The organism is Nonomuraea sp. CA-143628 (genome assembly GCF_050942315.1).
In the GTDB taxonomy this organism is placed as follows: Bacteria; Actinomycetota; Actinomycetes; order Streptosporangiales; family Streptosporangiaceae; genus Nonomuraea.
Genome location: NZ_CP192072.1, coordinates 6,010,176 through 6,026,124 on the forward strand (window position 1 = coordinate 6,010,176; position 15,949 = coordinate 6,026,124).

A 15,949-nucleotide genomic window follows, 5' to 3' on the forward strand; every position below is an offset into this window, starting at 1 on the left:
GAGACAGGCGAACGGGACAGCCACGGGGAAAGGCGCGCTGCACGGCGTCCCGTCCGTCGAACGGGGACAGGGACCGGGTCGCTTGTCGCATGCGGCGATCCATGAAGGACGGGATTGGTCATGGCCACGCGGCGCGAGCGTCTTCGCTATTGGTTCGACAACACGATGTCGAGGGGCACTCCGGCCCTGATCGGCTGGCTCGCGTTGGTGACCGTGGTCATGGTCGGCAGCTTCGGCGTGCTCGTCTATGTGCTCGCGGGGGACGACCTGCCGCACAAGAGCTGGAACGAGGCTCTGTGGGGCATGCTCATGCGGGCGATGGACGCCGGCACCGTGGCGGGCGACAACGAGGGCAGCGCGCTCTTCACCATCCTGGGGTTCACGATCACGATCGGCGGCCTGCTCATCGTCAGCAGCCTCGTCGGTGTGCTCACCACCGGTCTGGACAACAAGCTGACGGAGCTGCGTAAGGGCCGCTCCAAGATCGTGGAGTCCGGGCACACGACGCTGATCGGCTGGTCGGACCAGATCTTCACGATCATCCCCGAGCTGGTGGAGGCCAACGAGAGCGAGTCGAAGTCCTGCGTGGCGATCTTGGGGGACCGCGACAAGCTGGAGATGGAGGAGGAGCTGCGCGCGCGGCTGGGCGGCACCGGCAAGACCCGGGTCGTCATCCGCTCCGGCAGCCCGACCGAGCCGACCGACCTCGACCTGATGAGCCTCGACACGGCACGGGCGGCCATCGTGCTGTCCCCGGCCGGTGAGGATCCCGACGCGCACGTCGTCAAGACGCTGCTGGCGCTGACGAACCGCAACTGGCGCCGGCGCCGCCCGCCGATCATCGCCTCCGTCACGGACACGACCAACCTGGTGGCCGCCGAGCTGGCCGGGGGCGGCCACGCGCAGGTGGTCGACACCGACGACATCGCCTCCCGGCTCATCGTGCAGTCCTGCCGCCAGTCGGGCCTGTCGGTGGTCTGCACGGACCTGCTGGACTTCGGCGGAGACGAGATCTACCTGCGGGCCGAGCCGAAACTGACCGGCTTCCCCTATGGCGAGGCGCTGTTCGCCTACGAGACCGCCTCGCTCATCGGCATCCGGCACGGTGACGGGTCCGTGGTGCTCAACCCGCCGATGAACACCGAGATCACGCCGGACGACCAGATGATCGTGGTCGCCGAGGACGACTCCGCCATCCGGCTCGTCCGCAGCTTCCCGCCGATCGTCGAGGGCGCGATCACCCGCCCGGTCCGCCAGGCGACGCCGCCGGAGCGGACGCTGCTGCTGGGCTGGAACAGTCGCGCCCCGAAGATCGTGCAGGAGCTGGACCACTACGTCTCGCCCGGGTCGACCCTGCACGTGGCGGCCGGCGCCGTCGAGGAGAGCGACACCCTGGACCGGGCGAAGGTTGCCCTGCGCAACCTGGCGGTGAACGTCAAGGAATGCGACACCACCGACCGGGTCACCCTGGAAGCGCTGGACGTGGGCACCTTCGACCACATCATCGTGCTGGCCGACGACCGGCTGGATCCGCAGCACGCCGACTCGCGCACGCTGGTGACGCTGCTGCACCTGCGCGACATGGCCTCGAGGTCCGGGCAGCGGTACGCGATCGTCAGCGAGATGAACGACGACCGCAACCGCCGGCTGGCCCAGGTCACCAAGGCCGACGACTTCGTCGTCAGCGACAAGCTGATCAGCCTGCTGATGACCCAGCTGTCGGAGAACCCGCACCTGGGGCAGGTCTTCCGCTTCCTGTTCGACTCCGCCGGGTCGGAGATCTACCTCAAGCCGGCCACGGACTACGTCCAGCCCGGAGTCTCGGTCAGCTTCGCCACCGTGATCTACTCCGCGCGGACGCGCGGCGAGACCGCGATCGGCTACCGCGTGCTGGCCGAGGCCGCCTCGCCACCCGCCTACGGTGTCGTACTAAATCCGGGTAAGTCGTCCGCTGTCACGTTCGGCCCCCGCGACCTGGTGATCGTCCTCGCCGAGGACTGAAGTCATCGGATGAGTTGACCGCCCGGAGGGCGGTGTTTCTTGACTCTGGGCTCTGTCTCGTGTATTCGTCGGATGTCTGAGAGATCAGTCTTGTTGGCGTTACCCCCGTCAGCCCAACGAGAGAGCGATCGCCATGCAGCGCCGCACCCCCTCCAGAGTCTTGTCCGCCTGCGCCGCCCTCCTTCTCGCCCTGACCGCCTACATCGTCGGCGCCCCAGCCGCCGGCGCGGAGGTCGAGCACCCGCGGCAGCAGTGGCTGCGCGACTCGACCGCAGGGCTCTTCCTGCACTGGGGCATGTTCACCGCGCCCCGCCACCTCGACTGCGCCGCCTGGGAGCGGGACGTCACCGGCGGCGGCTGGAGCCCTGACTACTGGGTCGACGAGGCCCGCAAGCTGGGCGCCTCCTACATCGTGCTGGCCACCTTCCACAGCCGGCTCGGCTACGCCCGGCCGTGGCCGTCGAAGATCCCCGGCAGCTGCGCCACCCAGCGCGACCTGCTCGGCGAGCTGGTGAAGGCGGGCCAGGCCAAGGGCGTACGGGTCATCCTCTACATGACCGACGACCCGCAGTGGCACAACGAGCAGGGCGTCGAGACGCTCGACTCCGCCGCCTACTCCGCCTACAAGGGCCGCTCGGTCGGCCTGACCACCAGGAACGGGTTCGGCCAGTTCAGCTACGACCTGTTCTTCGAGGTCATGGAGAACTATCCGGACCTGGCCGGGTTCTGGATCGACAACGACAACGAGTACTGGGAGCAGAACCAGCTTTATGAGCAGATCCGGCAGAAGCGCCCGTCCTGGTTGCTGAGCAACAACAACGAGGACACCCCGATCATGGACACGGTCAGCAACGAGCAGAAGACCGGCATGACGCCGTCCTACGACTACCCGCAGGCCGCCTTCACCCCGATGCCGCGCCTGACCGAGGCCGACTACAAGCTCCCGACCACCGGCGACTGGTGGTACGACGGCGGCAGCCACCCCGTCGACTTCCGCCTCAGCACCGGCCGCTACGTCACCAACGCCGGCTCCTCGATGAAGTCGCTGATGGCCGAGACCCCGATGGTCAACGGTAAGTTCCCGCCGCAGCAGGAGGAGTTCAACAACTTCATGGCCGGGTGGGTGCCGCCGATCCGGTCGTCGCTGCAGGGGACCGAGGGCGGCGGCTACATGTACGGCGGCATGCAGCCGGGCTTCTGGAACGACGGCGCGCACGGCGTCGTCACCGTCGAGCGCGGCGCGAAGGTCCAGTACGTGCACGTGGTCACCCGGCCCAGGACCGATCAGGTGCGGCTGCGCGACAACGGCTACCGCGTGTCCGCGGTGAGCGATCTGCGTACGGGCGAGCGGATGCGGTTCGCCCAGTCCGGCGGTTACCTGACGATCCTCGGCATCACCAAGTGGGACGACTACGACACCGTGTTCAAGGTCGAGACTCGCGGCCAGGAGCACTTCTATCCCCAGAGCGCGCTCAAGGCCACCGCCACGTCCACCCGCGCGGGTCACCCGGCGAGCGCCCTGGTCGACGGCAGCTTCCAGAACTACTGGGACGGCGACGCCACGCTGCCCGTCTCCCTCACCCTCGACCTCGGCAAGCGGCGCGAGGCCGCCTACCTGGCGGTCAACCAGCGCGAGGGGTCGCCGACGTACGCCCGCGAGTCGTTCGGCCGTCCCGAGGACTCGGCCCGGATCAAGGACTACCGGGTCTACGCCAGCGACGACGGCAAGCACTGGGGCAAGCCCGTACGTTCCGCCGCGATGCGCAGCGCGCGCGGCGCGCAGTTCATCGACCTGGGCGGCACCCGCGCCCGCTACCTCAAGCTGGAGGTCCTCAACACCTGGGGCGGCCCGCAGGCGCCGCGCTTCTACCAGGAGCTCCAGATCGATGAGATCAAGGTGGCATCGGCCTACCCGGTGGGCCTCGGGGCAGCGATGCCGCTGGAGGCGGAGCGGGCGGCCAGAAGCGGCTCGGCCCGGCCGGACCTGTGCCAGGCCTGCTCCGGCCTGGCCAGGGTGACAGGGCTGGGCGGCGGCCCGCGCAACGCGGTGACCTACCGCGATGTCACGGTGCCGGCGGCCGGGACGTACCGGCTCGAACTCAACAACACCGCCGCCGCGGCCACCTCATTGTCGGTCAGTGTCAACGGCGCCGCGGCGGTGGAGGTGCCGGTGAGCGGCGACAACGCCGACGTACCCGCCGCCACGGCGCTGGCGGTGCCACTGAACGCGGGCGCCAACACGATCACGCTGTCCAGTACGGCCCGGCAGGGCCCCGGGCTCGACCGGATCGCCGTCGCGCCGATGCCGCCGGCCTCGGAGATCCCCAAGACGACGATGACCGTGGACCCGTCCGGCCTGCAGTGGGTCGGTCCAGGACAGCAGTCGATGAAGGTGTCGACGAAGCTGCGGCTCGACGTCGACGACGCGCTCGACCAGGTCAACCTGGCCCCGGTGGTGCCGGCCGGCTGGACGCTGACGGGCGCCGCCGCGACGGCCGCCACCCTGCGGCTCGGTCAGACGCTGGAGGGCACCTGGACCCTCACCTCGCCGCCCGGCCAGGACGTCACCGCGGCCGACATCCCCATCACCGCCTCCTTCCAGGTGCTGGGCCGCGCCAACCAGGTCACCAAGCAGCTGCGAGTGCGGCCGCGCCCGGCCGACCGGGTGTTCGTGCGGGAGGCCGAGGACTCGCGCAACCGGCTCGGCAGCGCGGGCATCACCAGCTGCTCGCTGTGCTCGGGTGGGCAGAAGGTGCGCAACCTGGGCGGGGCGGCGGACGCGTACGTGCTGTTCGAGAACGTCACCGTCGACACGGCCCGCCAGTACACGCTGTTCATCGACTTCACGGTCAACGGCGACCGCTCCTACTTCGTCACCGTCAACGACGCCGCGCCGATCGAGGTGAAGGTGAGCGGCGCCGGCAACAGCACCCCGTACACGACGTCCGTGCCCGTCACCCTGCGGGCGGGCGCCAACACCATCAAGATCCACAACGACAAGGAGGCCGCGCCCGACCTGGACCGGCTGTCACTCGGCTGAGGCCGGTGCCCGCCCCGTGCCGCCGGGCTCCCCGGCGGCACGGGGCGGCTGCCAGGGCCAGCGGCCGTCCAGCTCGACCTGGAGCGAGACGCTCAGGAACGTGCGGACCGCCACGATGATGGCCAGCACCCCAAGGCTCTCGAAGGTGGGGGAGACCGCGACGGTCTTGATGATGTCGGCCCCGACCAGGAACTCCAGCCCCAGCAGGATCGAGCGGCCCACGTTCCGCCGGTAGGCCTGGTAGAGACCGGCCACCTGGCGGGACCGGGCCAGCCTCACGCCGTACGTGATGGTGGCGATGACCAGACCGGCCGCGATCACGGCCACGCCCGCGATGTCCAGCACCGTGCCGATGAGCTCGATGACGTCCTTCACCTGCACGCTGTCCCTCTCCCCGGCCCGCCGATACGTCCGGATCATGGTCGCATACGCCACTTGGGCGCGCTGGCGTCATCCCGGATGTACCCACCAGCGCTTGGCCGGGGACCTGCCCGGACGGGAGCAGCGGCGCCGCCGCCGGCCGCCCGCACAGGTGCTAAGGGTGGGCGGCCAGCAGGCGGGCGCGGCTGTTGCTCAGGTGGACGCGGGTCGCGGCGCGCGCGCCCTCGCCGTCCTGGCGTTCGATGGCCGCGTAGATGTTCTCGTGCTCGGCCACGATCTGCTCGAAGTGCCCCTGCCCGGCGGGCGACAGCCGGTCGCGCGGCACGATGATCATGGAGGGGCCGAACGACGTGATCAGGTCGGCGAAGTAGCGGTTGCCGGTCGCCAGCGCGATGCGCAGGTGGAACTGGAAGTCGGCGTTCACCGCCGTGCTCGGGTTGTCGGCGCTCGCGGCGAACCGGTCGAGCGCCGCCCGCAGGTCGTCCAGGCGCGGCCCCCCGCCGCGACGGGCGGCCAGCGCGGCGGCCTCGACCTCGAAGGCCATGCGGAAGTCGAGCAGGTCGACCACGTCATCGACGGTCAGTTCGCCGCTCTGGCCGAACTCGAACCTGGCCGAGCCCGGCCGCGCCAGGACGAAGCTGCCGCGGCCGTGCTGGGTCTCGACGAGCCCGGCGGCCTGCAGCCGCGAGATGGCCTCGCGGACGACCGTCCTGCTCACGCCGTACGTCTCCACCAGGCTGCTCTCGGTCGGCAGCTTGTCGCCGGGGTGGATGACGCCTTCCTGGATGCGCGCCGTCAGGTCGTCGACGAGGGTCTGGGTCAGGCTCGCCATCGGTGGTGTCAGTCCTTTCTGGTGCCGAACTCGCACTGGTCCGCGGTCCACTTGGCGGCCTGCTCGCTCGGGGTGAGCCCGAGGCCGGGGCGGTCGGGCACGATCATCCTGCCATCGCGGATCTCCAGGCGCTCCTCGAACAGCGGCTCCAGCCACTCGAAGTGCTCGACCCAGGGCTCCAGCCCGTAGGCGGCGGCCAGGTGCAGGTGGATCTCCATCGCGAAGTGCGGGGCCAGCTGCAGGCGGTTGTGCTCGGCCAGCGCCGCCAGGCGCAGGAAAGGCGTGATGCCACCGATGCGCGGCGCGTCGGGCTGGATGACGTCGGCGGAACCGAGGCGGATGAGCTCGGCGTGCTCGGCGACGCTGGTGAGCATCTCGCCGGTCGCGATCGGCGTGTCGAGCGAGGCGGCGAGCGCCGCGTGGCCGGCGCTGTCGTAGGCGTCCAGCGGCTCCTCGATCCAGACCAGCCCGAACTCCTCCAGGGCCCGGCCCATGCGCTGGGCGGCGGGCCGGTCCCACTGCTGGTTGGCGTCCACCATGAGGGGTACGCCGTCGCCCAGGTGCTCGCGCACCGCGCCGACCCTGGCCAGGTCGATCCGGGAGTCGGGGTGGCCGACCTTGAGCTTGATGCCGCCGATGCCGCGTTCGAGCGCGGCGCTCGCGTTCTCGATGACCTGCTCGATCGGGGTGTGCAGGAAGCCGCCGGAGGTGTTGTAGCAGCGTACGGAGTCGCGGTGGGCGCCCAGCAGCTTGGCCAGGGGGAGTCCGGCGCGCTTGGCCTTCAGGTCCCACAGCGCGACGTCGAGGGCCGCGATGGCCTGCGTGGACAGCCCGCTGCGCCCGACCGAGGCCCCCGCCCAGACCAGCTTCTCCCACAGGCGGGCGATGTCGCTGGGGTCCTCGCCGAGCAGGTCCGAGGCGATCTCCCTGGCGTGCGCGTACTGGCCGGGGCCGCCGGCGCGCTTGGAGTAGCCGAAGCCGAAGCCCCGATGCCCGCTCTCGGCGCCGATCTCGGCGAACAGGAAGGCGATCTCGGTCATCGGCCGCTGCCGCCCGGTGAGCACTTTCGCGTCACTGATCGGGGTGGCGAGCGGCAGATAGACCGAGGAGAGGCGGACCCAGGAGATGCGGTCGGAGGAAGTCATGGCAGTCATCGTACAACTCGCCATGTCGTCATACAACTATGAGAACTCGCTGGTCCCGGACAGGTCCATGGGGGCCATGCGCTCGATGGCCAGCCTCGTGCGCTCCATCGCCTCGGTGATCTCCTTCGTCCGTTCCTCGGTGAGGTTGGCGATGGGCACCGAGCAGCTGATGGCGTCGGTCGGCGGGCTGGTGTAGCGCAGCGCGAAGCCGAAGCACATGACGCCGGCGTAGTTCTCCTCGTCGTCGATGGCGTAGCCGCGCCGGCGCGTCAGCTCCAGATCCCGGGTCAGGGCGTCGCGGTCCACCAGCGTCTTGGGCGTCAGGGGAGTGAGCTGCGCGGGAATCGGCACCTCCAGGCCGGTGCCGAGCCGCTCGGCCAGCAGCGACTTGCCCATGGCCGTGCTGAAGGCGGGCAGCCGGCGCCCGACCCGGCTGAAGGGGCGCAGATACTGGCTCGACTCCTTGGTGGCCAGGTAGACGATGTCGCCCCGGTCCAGGCGGCCGAAGTGGATGGTCTCGTCGAGCAGCGCACTGAGGTCGTTGATGTGCGGCTGGACGATGCGCAGGTAGGGATCGGTGTCGAGATAGGTGGTGCCCGCCAGCAGGGCGCGGATGCCGATGCTGTACAGCGTCCCGCTCGCGTCGGTGCGGACCCAGCCGCGCTCGACCAGCGTGCGGATCAGCGCGTAGATGCTGCTGCGGGGCGCGCCGAGCGCGTCGCTGAGCTCGCGCAGCCGGGCCGGCCGATTCTGTCGTGAGGCCAGGAGCTCAAGGAGTTCGACGGTGCGGGCGGCGGACTTCACGCCCCGCACGCCGCTCTGCGCCGCGCCCTCGGCCTCGTCTAGGGGGAGTGTCATCGCACCTCATCTGTCGGGAACGGCCTGTTGACACATTACCAATTTTGGAGCGAGACTGCTCGCCACGTAACAGGCATCTACATATGGAGACAAGGTGACCGCTACGTATACAAGTGACGATGTACGCGCCAGGCTTCGGCGGGGCATGGAGACGGGCGTTCTGTCGTTCCCGCTGACGCCGTTCGACGCCGACGGGGCCCTGGACATCGACGCCTTCCGCGCCTACCTCCGCGGCCAGATCGCGGCCGGTCCCGGCGCGGTGTTCCCGTGCTGCGGGACGGGGGAGTTCTTCTCCCTGGCCGAGGACGAGTACGAAAGGGTCGTCACGGCCGCGGTCGAGGAGGCGGCGGGAGCGCTGCCGGTCGTCGTGGGGGCCGGCTACGGCTGGGCCCAGGCCGCCCGGTTCGCCGCCATCGCCGAGCGGGCCGGTGCCGACGCGTTGCTGCTGATGCCGCCCTATTTGGTGGAGGCGCCCCAGGAGGGCCTGGTCGAGCATGTACGGCGGGTCGCCGCCAGTACCTCGCTGCCGGTGATCGTCTACCAGCGCGCCCAGGTGAAGGTGGCGGTCAGCAGCATCGCCGGGCTGGCCGCGATACCGAACGTGATCGGCCTCAAGGACGGTCACTGCGACCTCGACCAGTTGCAGCGGCTCAGGCTGGCCGCGCCGCCGGAGTGGCTGTTCTTCAACGGCGCGGCGACGGCCGAGATGCAGGCCCGCGCCTACCGGAGCATCGGCGTGCCCGCCTACTCCTCCGCCGTGCACGCCTTCGCCCCCGAGATCGCCAAGGACTTCTTCCGCGCCTTCCACGCCGACGACCACGAGCGGGTCGACCTGCTGCTGAGCCGCTTCTACGTCCCCCTGGTCGAGCTGCGCGACAAGGGCATCGGCTACGGGGTCTCGCTGGTCAAGGCCGCGGCTAAGCTGCGAGGACTCCCCGTGGGCCCCGTACGCGCCCCGCTCGCCGACCCACCGCCCGAGCACCTGGAACAGCTCCGCGCCCTGCTGGACACCGGCCTCGACCTCGTCCGGTAAGGAAGGAATCCCCATATGTCGCAACCCATACCTCGGATCGTCAAGGCGACCGTCACGCCGATCCTGATCAGCGACCCGCCGCTGCTCAACGTCCTCGGCGTGCACCAGCCGTACACCCCGCGCACCATCGTCGAGTTCGAGACCGACAGCGGCGCCACCGGCGTCGGGGAGACCTACGGCGACACCGAATACCTGGAGGTGGCGCGCAACCTCGCCAAGGCCGTCATCGGCAAGCCGCTCACCGCGCTGAACGGACTGCATCAGCTGGCCTACGACTCGGCGGGGCTGACGCCCGGCACGGTCAACGAGTTCGACCCGGCCGGGCTGCGCGGCAGCCGTACCAACGAGAAGATCGTCCGCAGCGTGGTCTCGGCCTTCGAGGTCGCCAGCCTGGACACCCTCGGCAAGACGCTGGGCCTGCCCGTGCACGCGCTGCTCGGCGGGAAGGTGCGCGACCGGGTCGACTACAGCGGCTACCTGTTCTACCGCTGGGCCGAGCACCCGATGGAGGACGCGCCGCGCGACGACTGGGGCGCCGCCCTCGACCCCGAAGGCGTCGTACGCCAGGCGCGACGCTTCACCGACACCTACGGATTCCGCTCCTTCAAGCTCAAGGGCGGCGTGTTCCCGCCCGAGGAGGAGATCGCGGCCATCAAGGCGCTGGCCGAGGCCTTCCCCGACCACCCGCTGCGCCTGGACCCCAACGGCGGCTGGTCGCTGGAGTCGAGCGTGCGCGTCGCCGAGGAGCTCGACGGCCTGCTGGAGTACCTGGAGGACCCGACCACCGGCATCGACGGCATGGCGCAGGTACGCGCCAGGACCGGCGCGCTGCTGGCCACCAACATGTGCGTCACCACGTTCGGCGAGATCCCCGAGGCGTTCGCCAAGGACGCCGTCCAGGTGGTGCTGTCCGACCACCACTACTGGGGCGGCCTGCACGCCACGCGTGAGCTCGCGGCGCTGTGCCGCACCTACGGGGTCGCGCTGTCGATGCACTCCAACACCCACCTCGGCATCAGCCTCGCCGCGATGACCCACGTCGCCAGCGTCATTCCGGACCTGGAGTACGCCTGCGACAGCCACCGGCCCTGGCAGACCGAGGACGTCATCACCCAGCCGCACCGCTTCGCCGGCGGCGCCGTCGAGGTGTCCGACGCCCCTGGCCTCGGGGTCGAACTCGACCGTGACGCCCTGGCCACCCTGCACGAACGCTGGAACAAGCTCAGCGGCTTCCGCGACAGAGACGATGTCGCCGCCATGCGCGCGGCCGACCCCACATGGGTCCAGCCCCCGCTTCCACGCTGGTGAAAGAGAGAACACTTCGATGAGAATGTCATCCACGATCGGCCTGCGCATCGGTGGCGCCCTGCTGGCAGTGGTCGCCATGTCCGCCTGCTCGGTCAAGGGCGGCGGTGCCGGCGACGGCGCCGCCTACCCCAGCAAGGCCGTGGAGTTCACCGTCCCGACCGAGCCGGGCGGCAGCACCGACCTGGTCACCCGCGCCCTGGCCAAGAGCATCGAGAAGCCGCTCGGCAAGCCCGCCGTGGTGGTCAACAAGCCGGGCGCCAACGGCAAGATCGCCGGTAAGGACGTCTTCAGCAGCAAGCCCGACGGCTACCGGGTGGCCGTGATGCCGCAGTCGCTGTTCGCCATCGGGCCGCTCATGGTCCAGGACCCCGACGCGATCAAGCTCGAGGACATGACCTTCGTCAAGGGGCTGGCCGTCGAGGACTACGCCCTGGTCGTGCCGGCAAGCTCGCCGTACAAGTCGCTCAAGGACCTGCTCGCGGCCGACGGCATCAAGTACGGCACCACCGGCGCGGGGACGGGCAGCCAGCTGTCGCAGGCCCTGCTGTTCGGGGTGGCGAAGGTGAAGGCGACGCCCGTGCCCTTCGACGGCGGCGCCCCCACGATCACCGCGGTCCTGGGCGGCAAGGTCGACGCGGCGTCCGTGCAGATCGCCGAGGCCGCCAAGCACGTCCAGTCCGGCAAGCTCCGGGCGCTGGCCGTGTTCGGCACCAAGCGCGTCGAGGCGCTGCCCGACACGCCGACGGCCACCGAGTCCGGCTTCGACGTCGTGGTGGACCAGCGCAGGTTCGTGGCCGCGCCCGCCGGGCTGCCGGCCGACGTACGCGACAAGCTGGCCGGCGCCATCGACAAGGCCATCGCCACGCCCGAGTACGGCGAGCTGCTGAAGTCCAACTACATCGGCCGCTGGGAGGTCGGCGGTGACGAGGTCAAGACGCAGCTCACCAAGGCCCAGGGCGAGTTCGCCGCGCTGACGAAGAAGCTCGGGATCGACCTCACGGGCGAGCAATGACCAGCGTCGTACCCGAGGAAGGCGTGCCGGAGGAGGACGGGCTGCCCACCCCGCCGACTCCGGCCTACGCCCGCCGGCAGAACATCGTCGCGGCGCTCGTCCCGCTCGCCATCGGCGTGATCACCGCGATCATGTCCTGGAGCCTGGGGGTCGGCACGCTGTCCAACCCGGGCCCCGGGCTGTGGCCGCTGGCCGTCAGCGTCGCCATGGTCGTGACCGCGGCGGTGCTCGTGCTGCGGTCCGGGCCGACCGGCGAGGAGGAGACCTTCACCCGCGAGGCCCTGATCGTCGTCGTCGCGGCCGTGTCCCTCGTGGGCTACGCGCTGCTGTTCGAGCGGATCGGCTTCGAGATCCCCACCGTGGCGCTGCTCGTCCTGTGGCTGAAGGGACTCGGACGAGAGGGCTGGCGGATGACCGTGATCATCTCGCTCGGCTCGACCGCCGTCCTCTACCTGCTGTTCGTCACCGGGCTGGGCGTGTCACTCCCGCACATCCTGCCCTTCTGAACCAGATCGGCTGACCATGGATTTCTTCTCCCCGGTGATCGCCGGGTTCGGGGTCGTCTTCCAACCGGAGAACCTGTTCTACTGTCTGCTCGGCGTCACGCTGGGCATGCTCGTGGGCGTCCTGCCCGGCCTCGGGCCCGCCGCCACGATCGCCATCCTGCTGCCGGTCACGTACAACATCGAGCCGACGGCCGCGATCATCATGCTCGCGGGCATCTTCTACGGCGCCCAGTACGGCGGCACGATCACCTCGGTGCTGCTGCGGCTGCCGGGCGAGGCGTCCAGCGTGGTGACCGCGATCGACGGCCACGAGATGGCCAGACAGGGGCGAGCCGGTTCCGCGCTCGGCATCGCGGCGATCGGCTCCTTCATCGGCGGCACGATCGCGATCATCGCGCTCACCTTCGTCGCCCCGCTGGTGGCCGGGTTCGCGCTGGACTTCGGCCCCGCCGAGTACACGGCGCTGGCGCTGCTGGGCATCCTGCTGGTCTCGACGCTCGGCACCGGCTCCACGACCAAGAGCATCCTGATGGCCACCGTCGGCCTGCTCCTGGCGACCATCGGCCAGGACCCGCTGGCCGGCACCTCGCGCCTGACGTTCGGCAGCGACCAGCTGCTCGACGGCATCGACTTCGTGATCGTCGCGATGGGCCTGTTCGGCGTCGGCGAGATCCTCTACAGCCTCGAGTCGCTGCGCGGCAAGAGCGCCCCGGCGCCCAGCGTCGGCTCCGTCTATCCCTCGCGCAAGGACCTCGGCGAGTCCAAGGGGGCCATCACCCGCGGCTCCCTGGTGGGCTTCATCCTCGGCATCCTGCCCGGCGGCGGGGCGACCATGTCGTCGATGGTGGCGTACGCGGTGGAGAAGAAGACCGCCAAGCACCCCGAACGCTTCGGCAAGGGCGCCATCCAGGGCGTCGCCGGACCCGAGACCGCCAACAACGCGGCCGCCACGTCCTCCTTCATCCCGCTGCTCACCCTGGGCATCCCGGCGAACGCGACCATGGCCATCATGTTCGGCGCGCTGCTGCTCCAGGGCATCACGCCGGGGCCGCTGCTGGTGCAGGAGAAGCCGGACCTGTTCTGGGGCGTCGTCAACTCGATGTACGTCGGCAACATCCTGCTGCTGGCCATGAGCCTGCCGCTGATCGGGATCTTCGTCAAGATCCTGCGCATCCGGGCGGCCATCCTGGCGCCGCTGACGATCCTGATCACCATGATCGGCGTCTACACCGTCCGCATGAACGTCTTCGACATGTTCCTGATGGTCGGCCTCGGGATCGTGGGCTACCTGATGAAGAAGGTCGGCTTCGAGCCGGGACCGCTGGTGCTGGCCTTCGTCCTGGGCAGCCTGCTGGAGTCGTCCTTCCGGCGCTCGATGCGCCTGTTCGACGGCCAGCTGACCGGCTTCTTCGGCCAGCCGATCGCCGCGACGCTGCTGGTGGCGATCCTGCTCATCATCGTAGTCCCGCCGCTGAGCCGGGCCCTCCGTAAGCAACGCAGAAAGGCCACAGCATGACGGTCATCGTGGGATATGTGCCCAACCCGCTGGGCCGGGTCGCGCTCGAGCACGCGATCGCGGAAGCCGCGCTCCGAGGGGTGCCGTTGAAGATCCTCAACGTCTCGCGGCCCGGCGCCTACGTCGACGCCTCGACCGCGGACGCGGCGGAGATCAAGCGCCTGGTCCCGGAGGAGGTGTCCTACGACTTCGAGCAGGTGGCCGAGGACGACGTCGCCGAGGCCGTGCTCGCGGCGGCGCAGGCGGCCTCGGCGAGCCTGATCGTCATCGGGCTGCGCAGGCGCTCACCCGTCGGCAAACTGATCATGGGCAGCAGCGCCCAGCGGATCCTGCTCGAAGCCGGTTGCCCGGTGCTCGCGGTCAAGGAGCCGCCTGCTCAGTGATGCTCCCCGCCGGGTCGACCGGCATCCATCCCGGTCCGGTGATGTGGCCGGGATGGATGACGCATGGGCTACAGATCAGTACTCGTAGGCTCCGGCTTCGATGGTGCCGTTCCCGCCCACCGGGGCTCCGTCCAGGTCGATGGGGTTGAACTTCTTGACGCCGAGACCGATCGCCGGGCTCCCGCTCAGCAGCCGCAACGGCCTACTCGGGTCGAACATCGGGTCCCTGCGCACGTTGGCGGTGCCGGCCGTCATCTGGTACTGGCCACCGTAGAAGACGTTGTGGTCGTTGGCGGTGAAGGTGGAGTCGCCGTACGCGCTCTTCCCCGCGGCCACGATGATGTTCTGCGAGAGCTTGAAGTGCGCGTTCGTGCAGCCCGCGTAGCAGACGACGCCCTCGGAGTCGGCGTTGGGCAGGTTCATCGAGTTGTTGCGGAACACGGTGCCGAACACCGGGCCGTTCGTCTCGATCTCGCCGTTGTCCTTCGTCGGGCCGCGGGTGACGATGCCCGACCGGGACCTGTCACCGTAGATGCCGTTGTACTCGAAGACGTTCCCGGAGGTGCCGTCGGGGTCGTTCGTCGATCCGTCGTCGTTGCGGCTGGTGCCCAGCTCGGTGAAGGTGTCGACGTCGAACGCGAGGTTGTGGTGGACGTAGTTGCGGGAGCCCATGAAGATCTCGACCGCCGCGCCGTCCCACTCGTAGTCGTAGCTGAAGGCCACCGATCCGGTGATGGTGTTCCAGCCGATGTTGGAGTCGTCGCCCTGCACCAGCATCGCGAACGCGCCGGAGTCGTCGTTGTCGTTCACCTCCTGCGGCGTGAGCTTGCTCATGAAGTTGTTGTTCACGAACTCGTTGCTGGTCACCGCGGTGTACTGGGCACTCGTCTCGATGTAGACGCCCGCCGCCGCGCCGGTGATGTAGTTCTGCTCGATGACGTTGTTGCTGCCGCCTACCTTGATCCCCGCCCACGAGCAGCGGCCCTGGTCCGAGTCCACGCCGATCTGCAGGTTGTAGACCTCGATGTGGTGGCCTCCGAGGTACAGGCAGGCCTCGTTGTCGTCCTTGAGCACCGGACGGGCGCCCGTGCCGTAGGCGTCGACGACGATCGGATTGTCCTCATCGCCTGACTTGGTGATGGACAGCTGCCCGGACCACGTGCTGCCGCGGCTGAGCATGAGCTTTTCGCCCGGCCCCAGCTCCGCCGTGGAAGCCTTGGCCAGCGTCTTCCACGCCGTTTCCGGGGAGTCGCCGGCGGCCGAGTCGTTGCCGTGGACGCTGTCGAGGTAGTAGGTGTCGATGTCATCCGCTTCATCCGCGGAGGCGGGGGCCGCGACGGCCCCCGCGAACGCTAACGCGAGGGCCGCCACACCCGCCGCGTACGACGTCATTCGGGTAGATAAGTTCCAGGCGCGCAACTGAGTTCTCAGCCTCCTGATCGCGGTGACGAAGCAGCCAGATGAAGATCATCTGGCGTGCGGGGTCACTGTAACCGCGATGCCTGGATAATTTCGACACCCAAAATGACCATTTTGTATCCGGAACGTGTAAGGAAGCCGAATACCCTCCCCAAAGGGGCGTTAGACGACCACCCTGCACACCAGGGCGTCGGACGTGCCCCGCCTGGCGCTCATGACGACCTCCGGGGTGAGGTACTTGCATGCCAGGTAGGGGTCGCCGGATCCGGCGTATTGCGGCGGGCCGCCGGTGCCGCTCGCGTAGCACCTGAGGCCGCCCGCCTCGTAGAAGCCGATCCACGAGGCCGAGCTGACCTTCGCGTGACAGTAGTCGCCGATCGACGTCGGCCCGAAGGTGACGTCCATTTCGGCCGCCTGGGCGGGCAGGGCGAGGGTGATCAGGGTGGCGGCGGCGACCGAGGTCAGGGTGAGGACACGACGAAGCACGGCGACTCCAGATTCGGGGGGTTGGACGC

The 15,949-nt window shown here is 69.4% G+C and carries 14 protein-coding genes; 8 read left to right on the forward strand and 6 right to left on the reverse strand.

The features are described 5' to 3' along the window. Window positions 1–120: 120 nt before the first annotated feature. Complete coding sequence (locus ACQP2T_RS27420) at window positions 121–2,001, forward strand: CASTOR/POLLUX-related putative ion channel (protein ID WP_433518912.1); 1,881 nt, start codon at window positions 121–123, stop codon at window positions 1,999–2,001. A gap of 133 nt (window positions 2,002–2,134) precedes the next feature. After that, window positions 2,135–5,041, forward strand: a complete 2,907-nt coding sequence (locus ACQP2T_RS27425; protein ID WP_433518913.1) for a CBM35 domain-containing protein — start codon at window positions 2,135–2,137, stop codon at window positions 5,039–5,041. Here the strand turns inward: ACQP2T_RS27425 and ACQP2T_RS27430 are convergent. From ACQP2T_RS27430 to ACQP2T_RS27445, 4 genes are all read right to left on the reverse strand, one after another. Continuing rightward, window positions 5,030–5,461: a DUF1622 domain-containing protein gene (locus tag ACQP2T_RS27430; protein WP_433518914.1), complete on the reverse strand. Its 432-nt coding sequence runs from the start codon at window positions 5,459–5,461 to the stop codon at window positions 5,030–5,032. The two genes, ACQP2T_RS27425 and ACQP2T_RS27430, sit on opposite strands and share 12 nt — an antisense overlap. Before the next feature lie 115 nt (window positions 5,462–5,576). Then, the gene (locus tag ACQP2T_RS27435) at window positions 5,577–6,254 is read right to left on the reverse strand and encodes a FadR/GntR family transcriptional regulator (protein ID WP_433518915.1); all 678 of its coding nucleotides are present in this window, start codon (window positions 6,252–6,254) and stop codon (window positions 5,577–5,579) included. Window positions 6,255–6,262: 8 nt separating this feature from the next. Further along, a complete protein-coding gene (locus tag ACQP2T_RS27440) occupies window positions 6,263–7,399 on the reverse strand; it encodes an L-talarate/galactarate dehydratase (RefSeq protein WP_433518916.1) in 1,137 nt (378 codons plus the stop codon). Window positions 7,400–7,435: 36 nt separating this feature from the next. Continuing rightward, window positions 7,436–8,257: an IclR family transcriptional regulator gene (locus ACQP2T_RS27445; protein ID WP_433518917.1), complete on the reverse strand. Its 822-nt coding sequence runs from the start codon at window positions 8,255–8,257 to the stop codon at window positions 7,436–7,438. Between the two features lie 94 nt (window positions 8,258–8,351). Here ACQP2T_RS27445 and ACQP2T_RS27450 point away from each other — a divergent pair, with 94 nt between their 5' ends. Genes ACQP2T_RS27450 through ACQP2T_RS27475 form a run of 6 tightly spaced genes read left to right on the forward strand, consistent with a single transcriptional unit; the run spans window position 8,352 to window position 14,015 of the window. Then, on the forward strand, window positions 8,352–9,290 hold the full coding sequence (locus tag ACQP2T_RS27450; protein ID WP_433518918.1) for a 5-dehydro-4-deoxyglucarate dehydratase: 939 nt from the start codon (window positions 8,352–8,354) through the stop codon (window positions 9,288–9,290). Window positions 9,291–9,305: 15 nt separating this feature from the next. After that, window positions 9,306–10,598, forward strand: coding sequence for a glucarate dehydratase family protein (locus ACQP2T_RS27455; RefSeq protein ID WP_433518919.1), 1,293 nt, complete (start codon window positions 9,306–9,308; stop codon window positions 10,596–10,598). 16 nt (window positions 10,599–10,614) lie between these two features. Continuing rightward, window positions 10,615–11,610: a Bug family tripartite tricarboxylate transporter substrate binding protein gene (locus ACQP2T_RS27460; RefSeq protein WP_433518920.1), complete on the forward strand. Its 996-nt coding sequence runs from the start codon at window positions 10,615–10,617 to the stop codon at window positions 11,608–11,610. After that, window positions 11,607–12,116, forward strand: coding sequence for a tripartite tricarboxylate transporter TctB family protein (locus tag ACQP2T_RS27465; protein WP_433518921.1), 510 nt, complete (start codon window positions 11,607–11,609; stop codon window positions 12,114–12,116). Before ACQP2T_RS27460 ends, ACQP2T_RS27465 begins: the two co-directional genes overlap by 4 nt. 16 nt (window positions 12,117–12,132) lie before the next feature. After that, entirely contained in the window at window positions 12,133–13,632 is a 1,500-nt protein-coding gene (locus tag ACQP2T_RS27470) for a tripartite tricarboxylate transporter permease (RefSeq protein ID WP_433518922.1), read from the forward strand. Further along, a complete protein-coding gene (locus ACQP2T_RS27475; RefSeq protein WP_433518923.1) occupies window positions 13,629–14,015 on the forward strand; it encodes a universal stress protein in 387 nt (128 codons plus the stop codon). The genes ACQP2T_RS27470 and ACQP2T_RS27475 overlap by 4 nt, the downstream gene beginning before the upstream one ends. A gap of 75 nt (window positions 14,016–14,090) precedes the next feature. Here the strand turns inward: ACQP2T_RS27475 and ACQP2T_RS27480 are convergent, their stop codons facing one another. Both ACQP2T_RS27480 and ACQP2T_RS27485 read right to left on the reverse strand, forming a co-directional pair. Beyond that, on the reverse strand, window positions 14,091–15,407 hold the full coding sequence (locus ACQP2T_RS27480; RefSeq protein WP_433518924.1) for a hypothetical protein: 1,317 nt from the start codon (window positions 15,405–15,407) through the stop codon (window positions 14,091–14,093). A 189-nt stretch (window positions 15,408–15,596) separates the two neighbouring features. Continuing rightward, the gene (locus ACQP2T_RS27485) at window positions 15,597–15,920 is read right to left on the reverse strand and encodes a hypothetical protein (protein ID WP_433518925.1); all 324 of its coding nucleotides are present in this window, start codon (window positions 15,918–15,920) and stop codon (window positions 15,597–15,599) included. Window positions 15,921–15,949 lie beyond the last annotated feature (29 nt).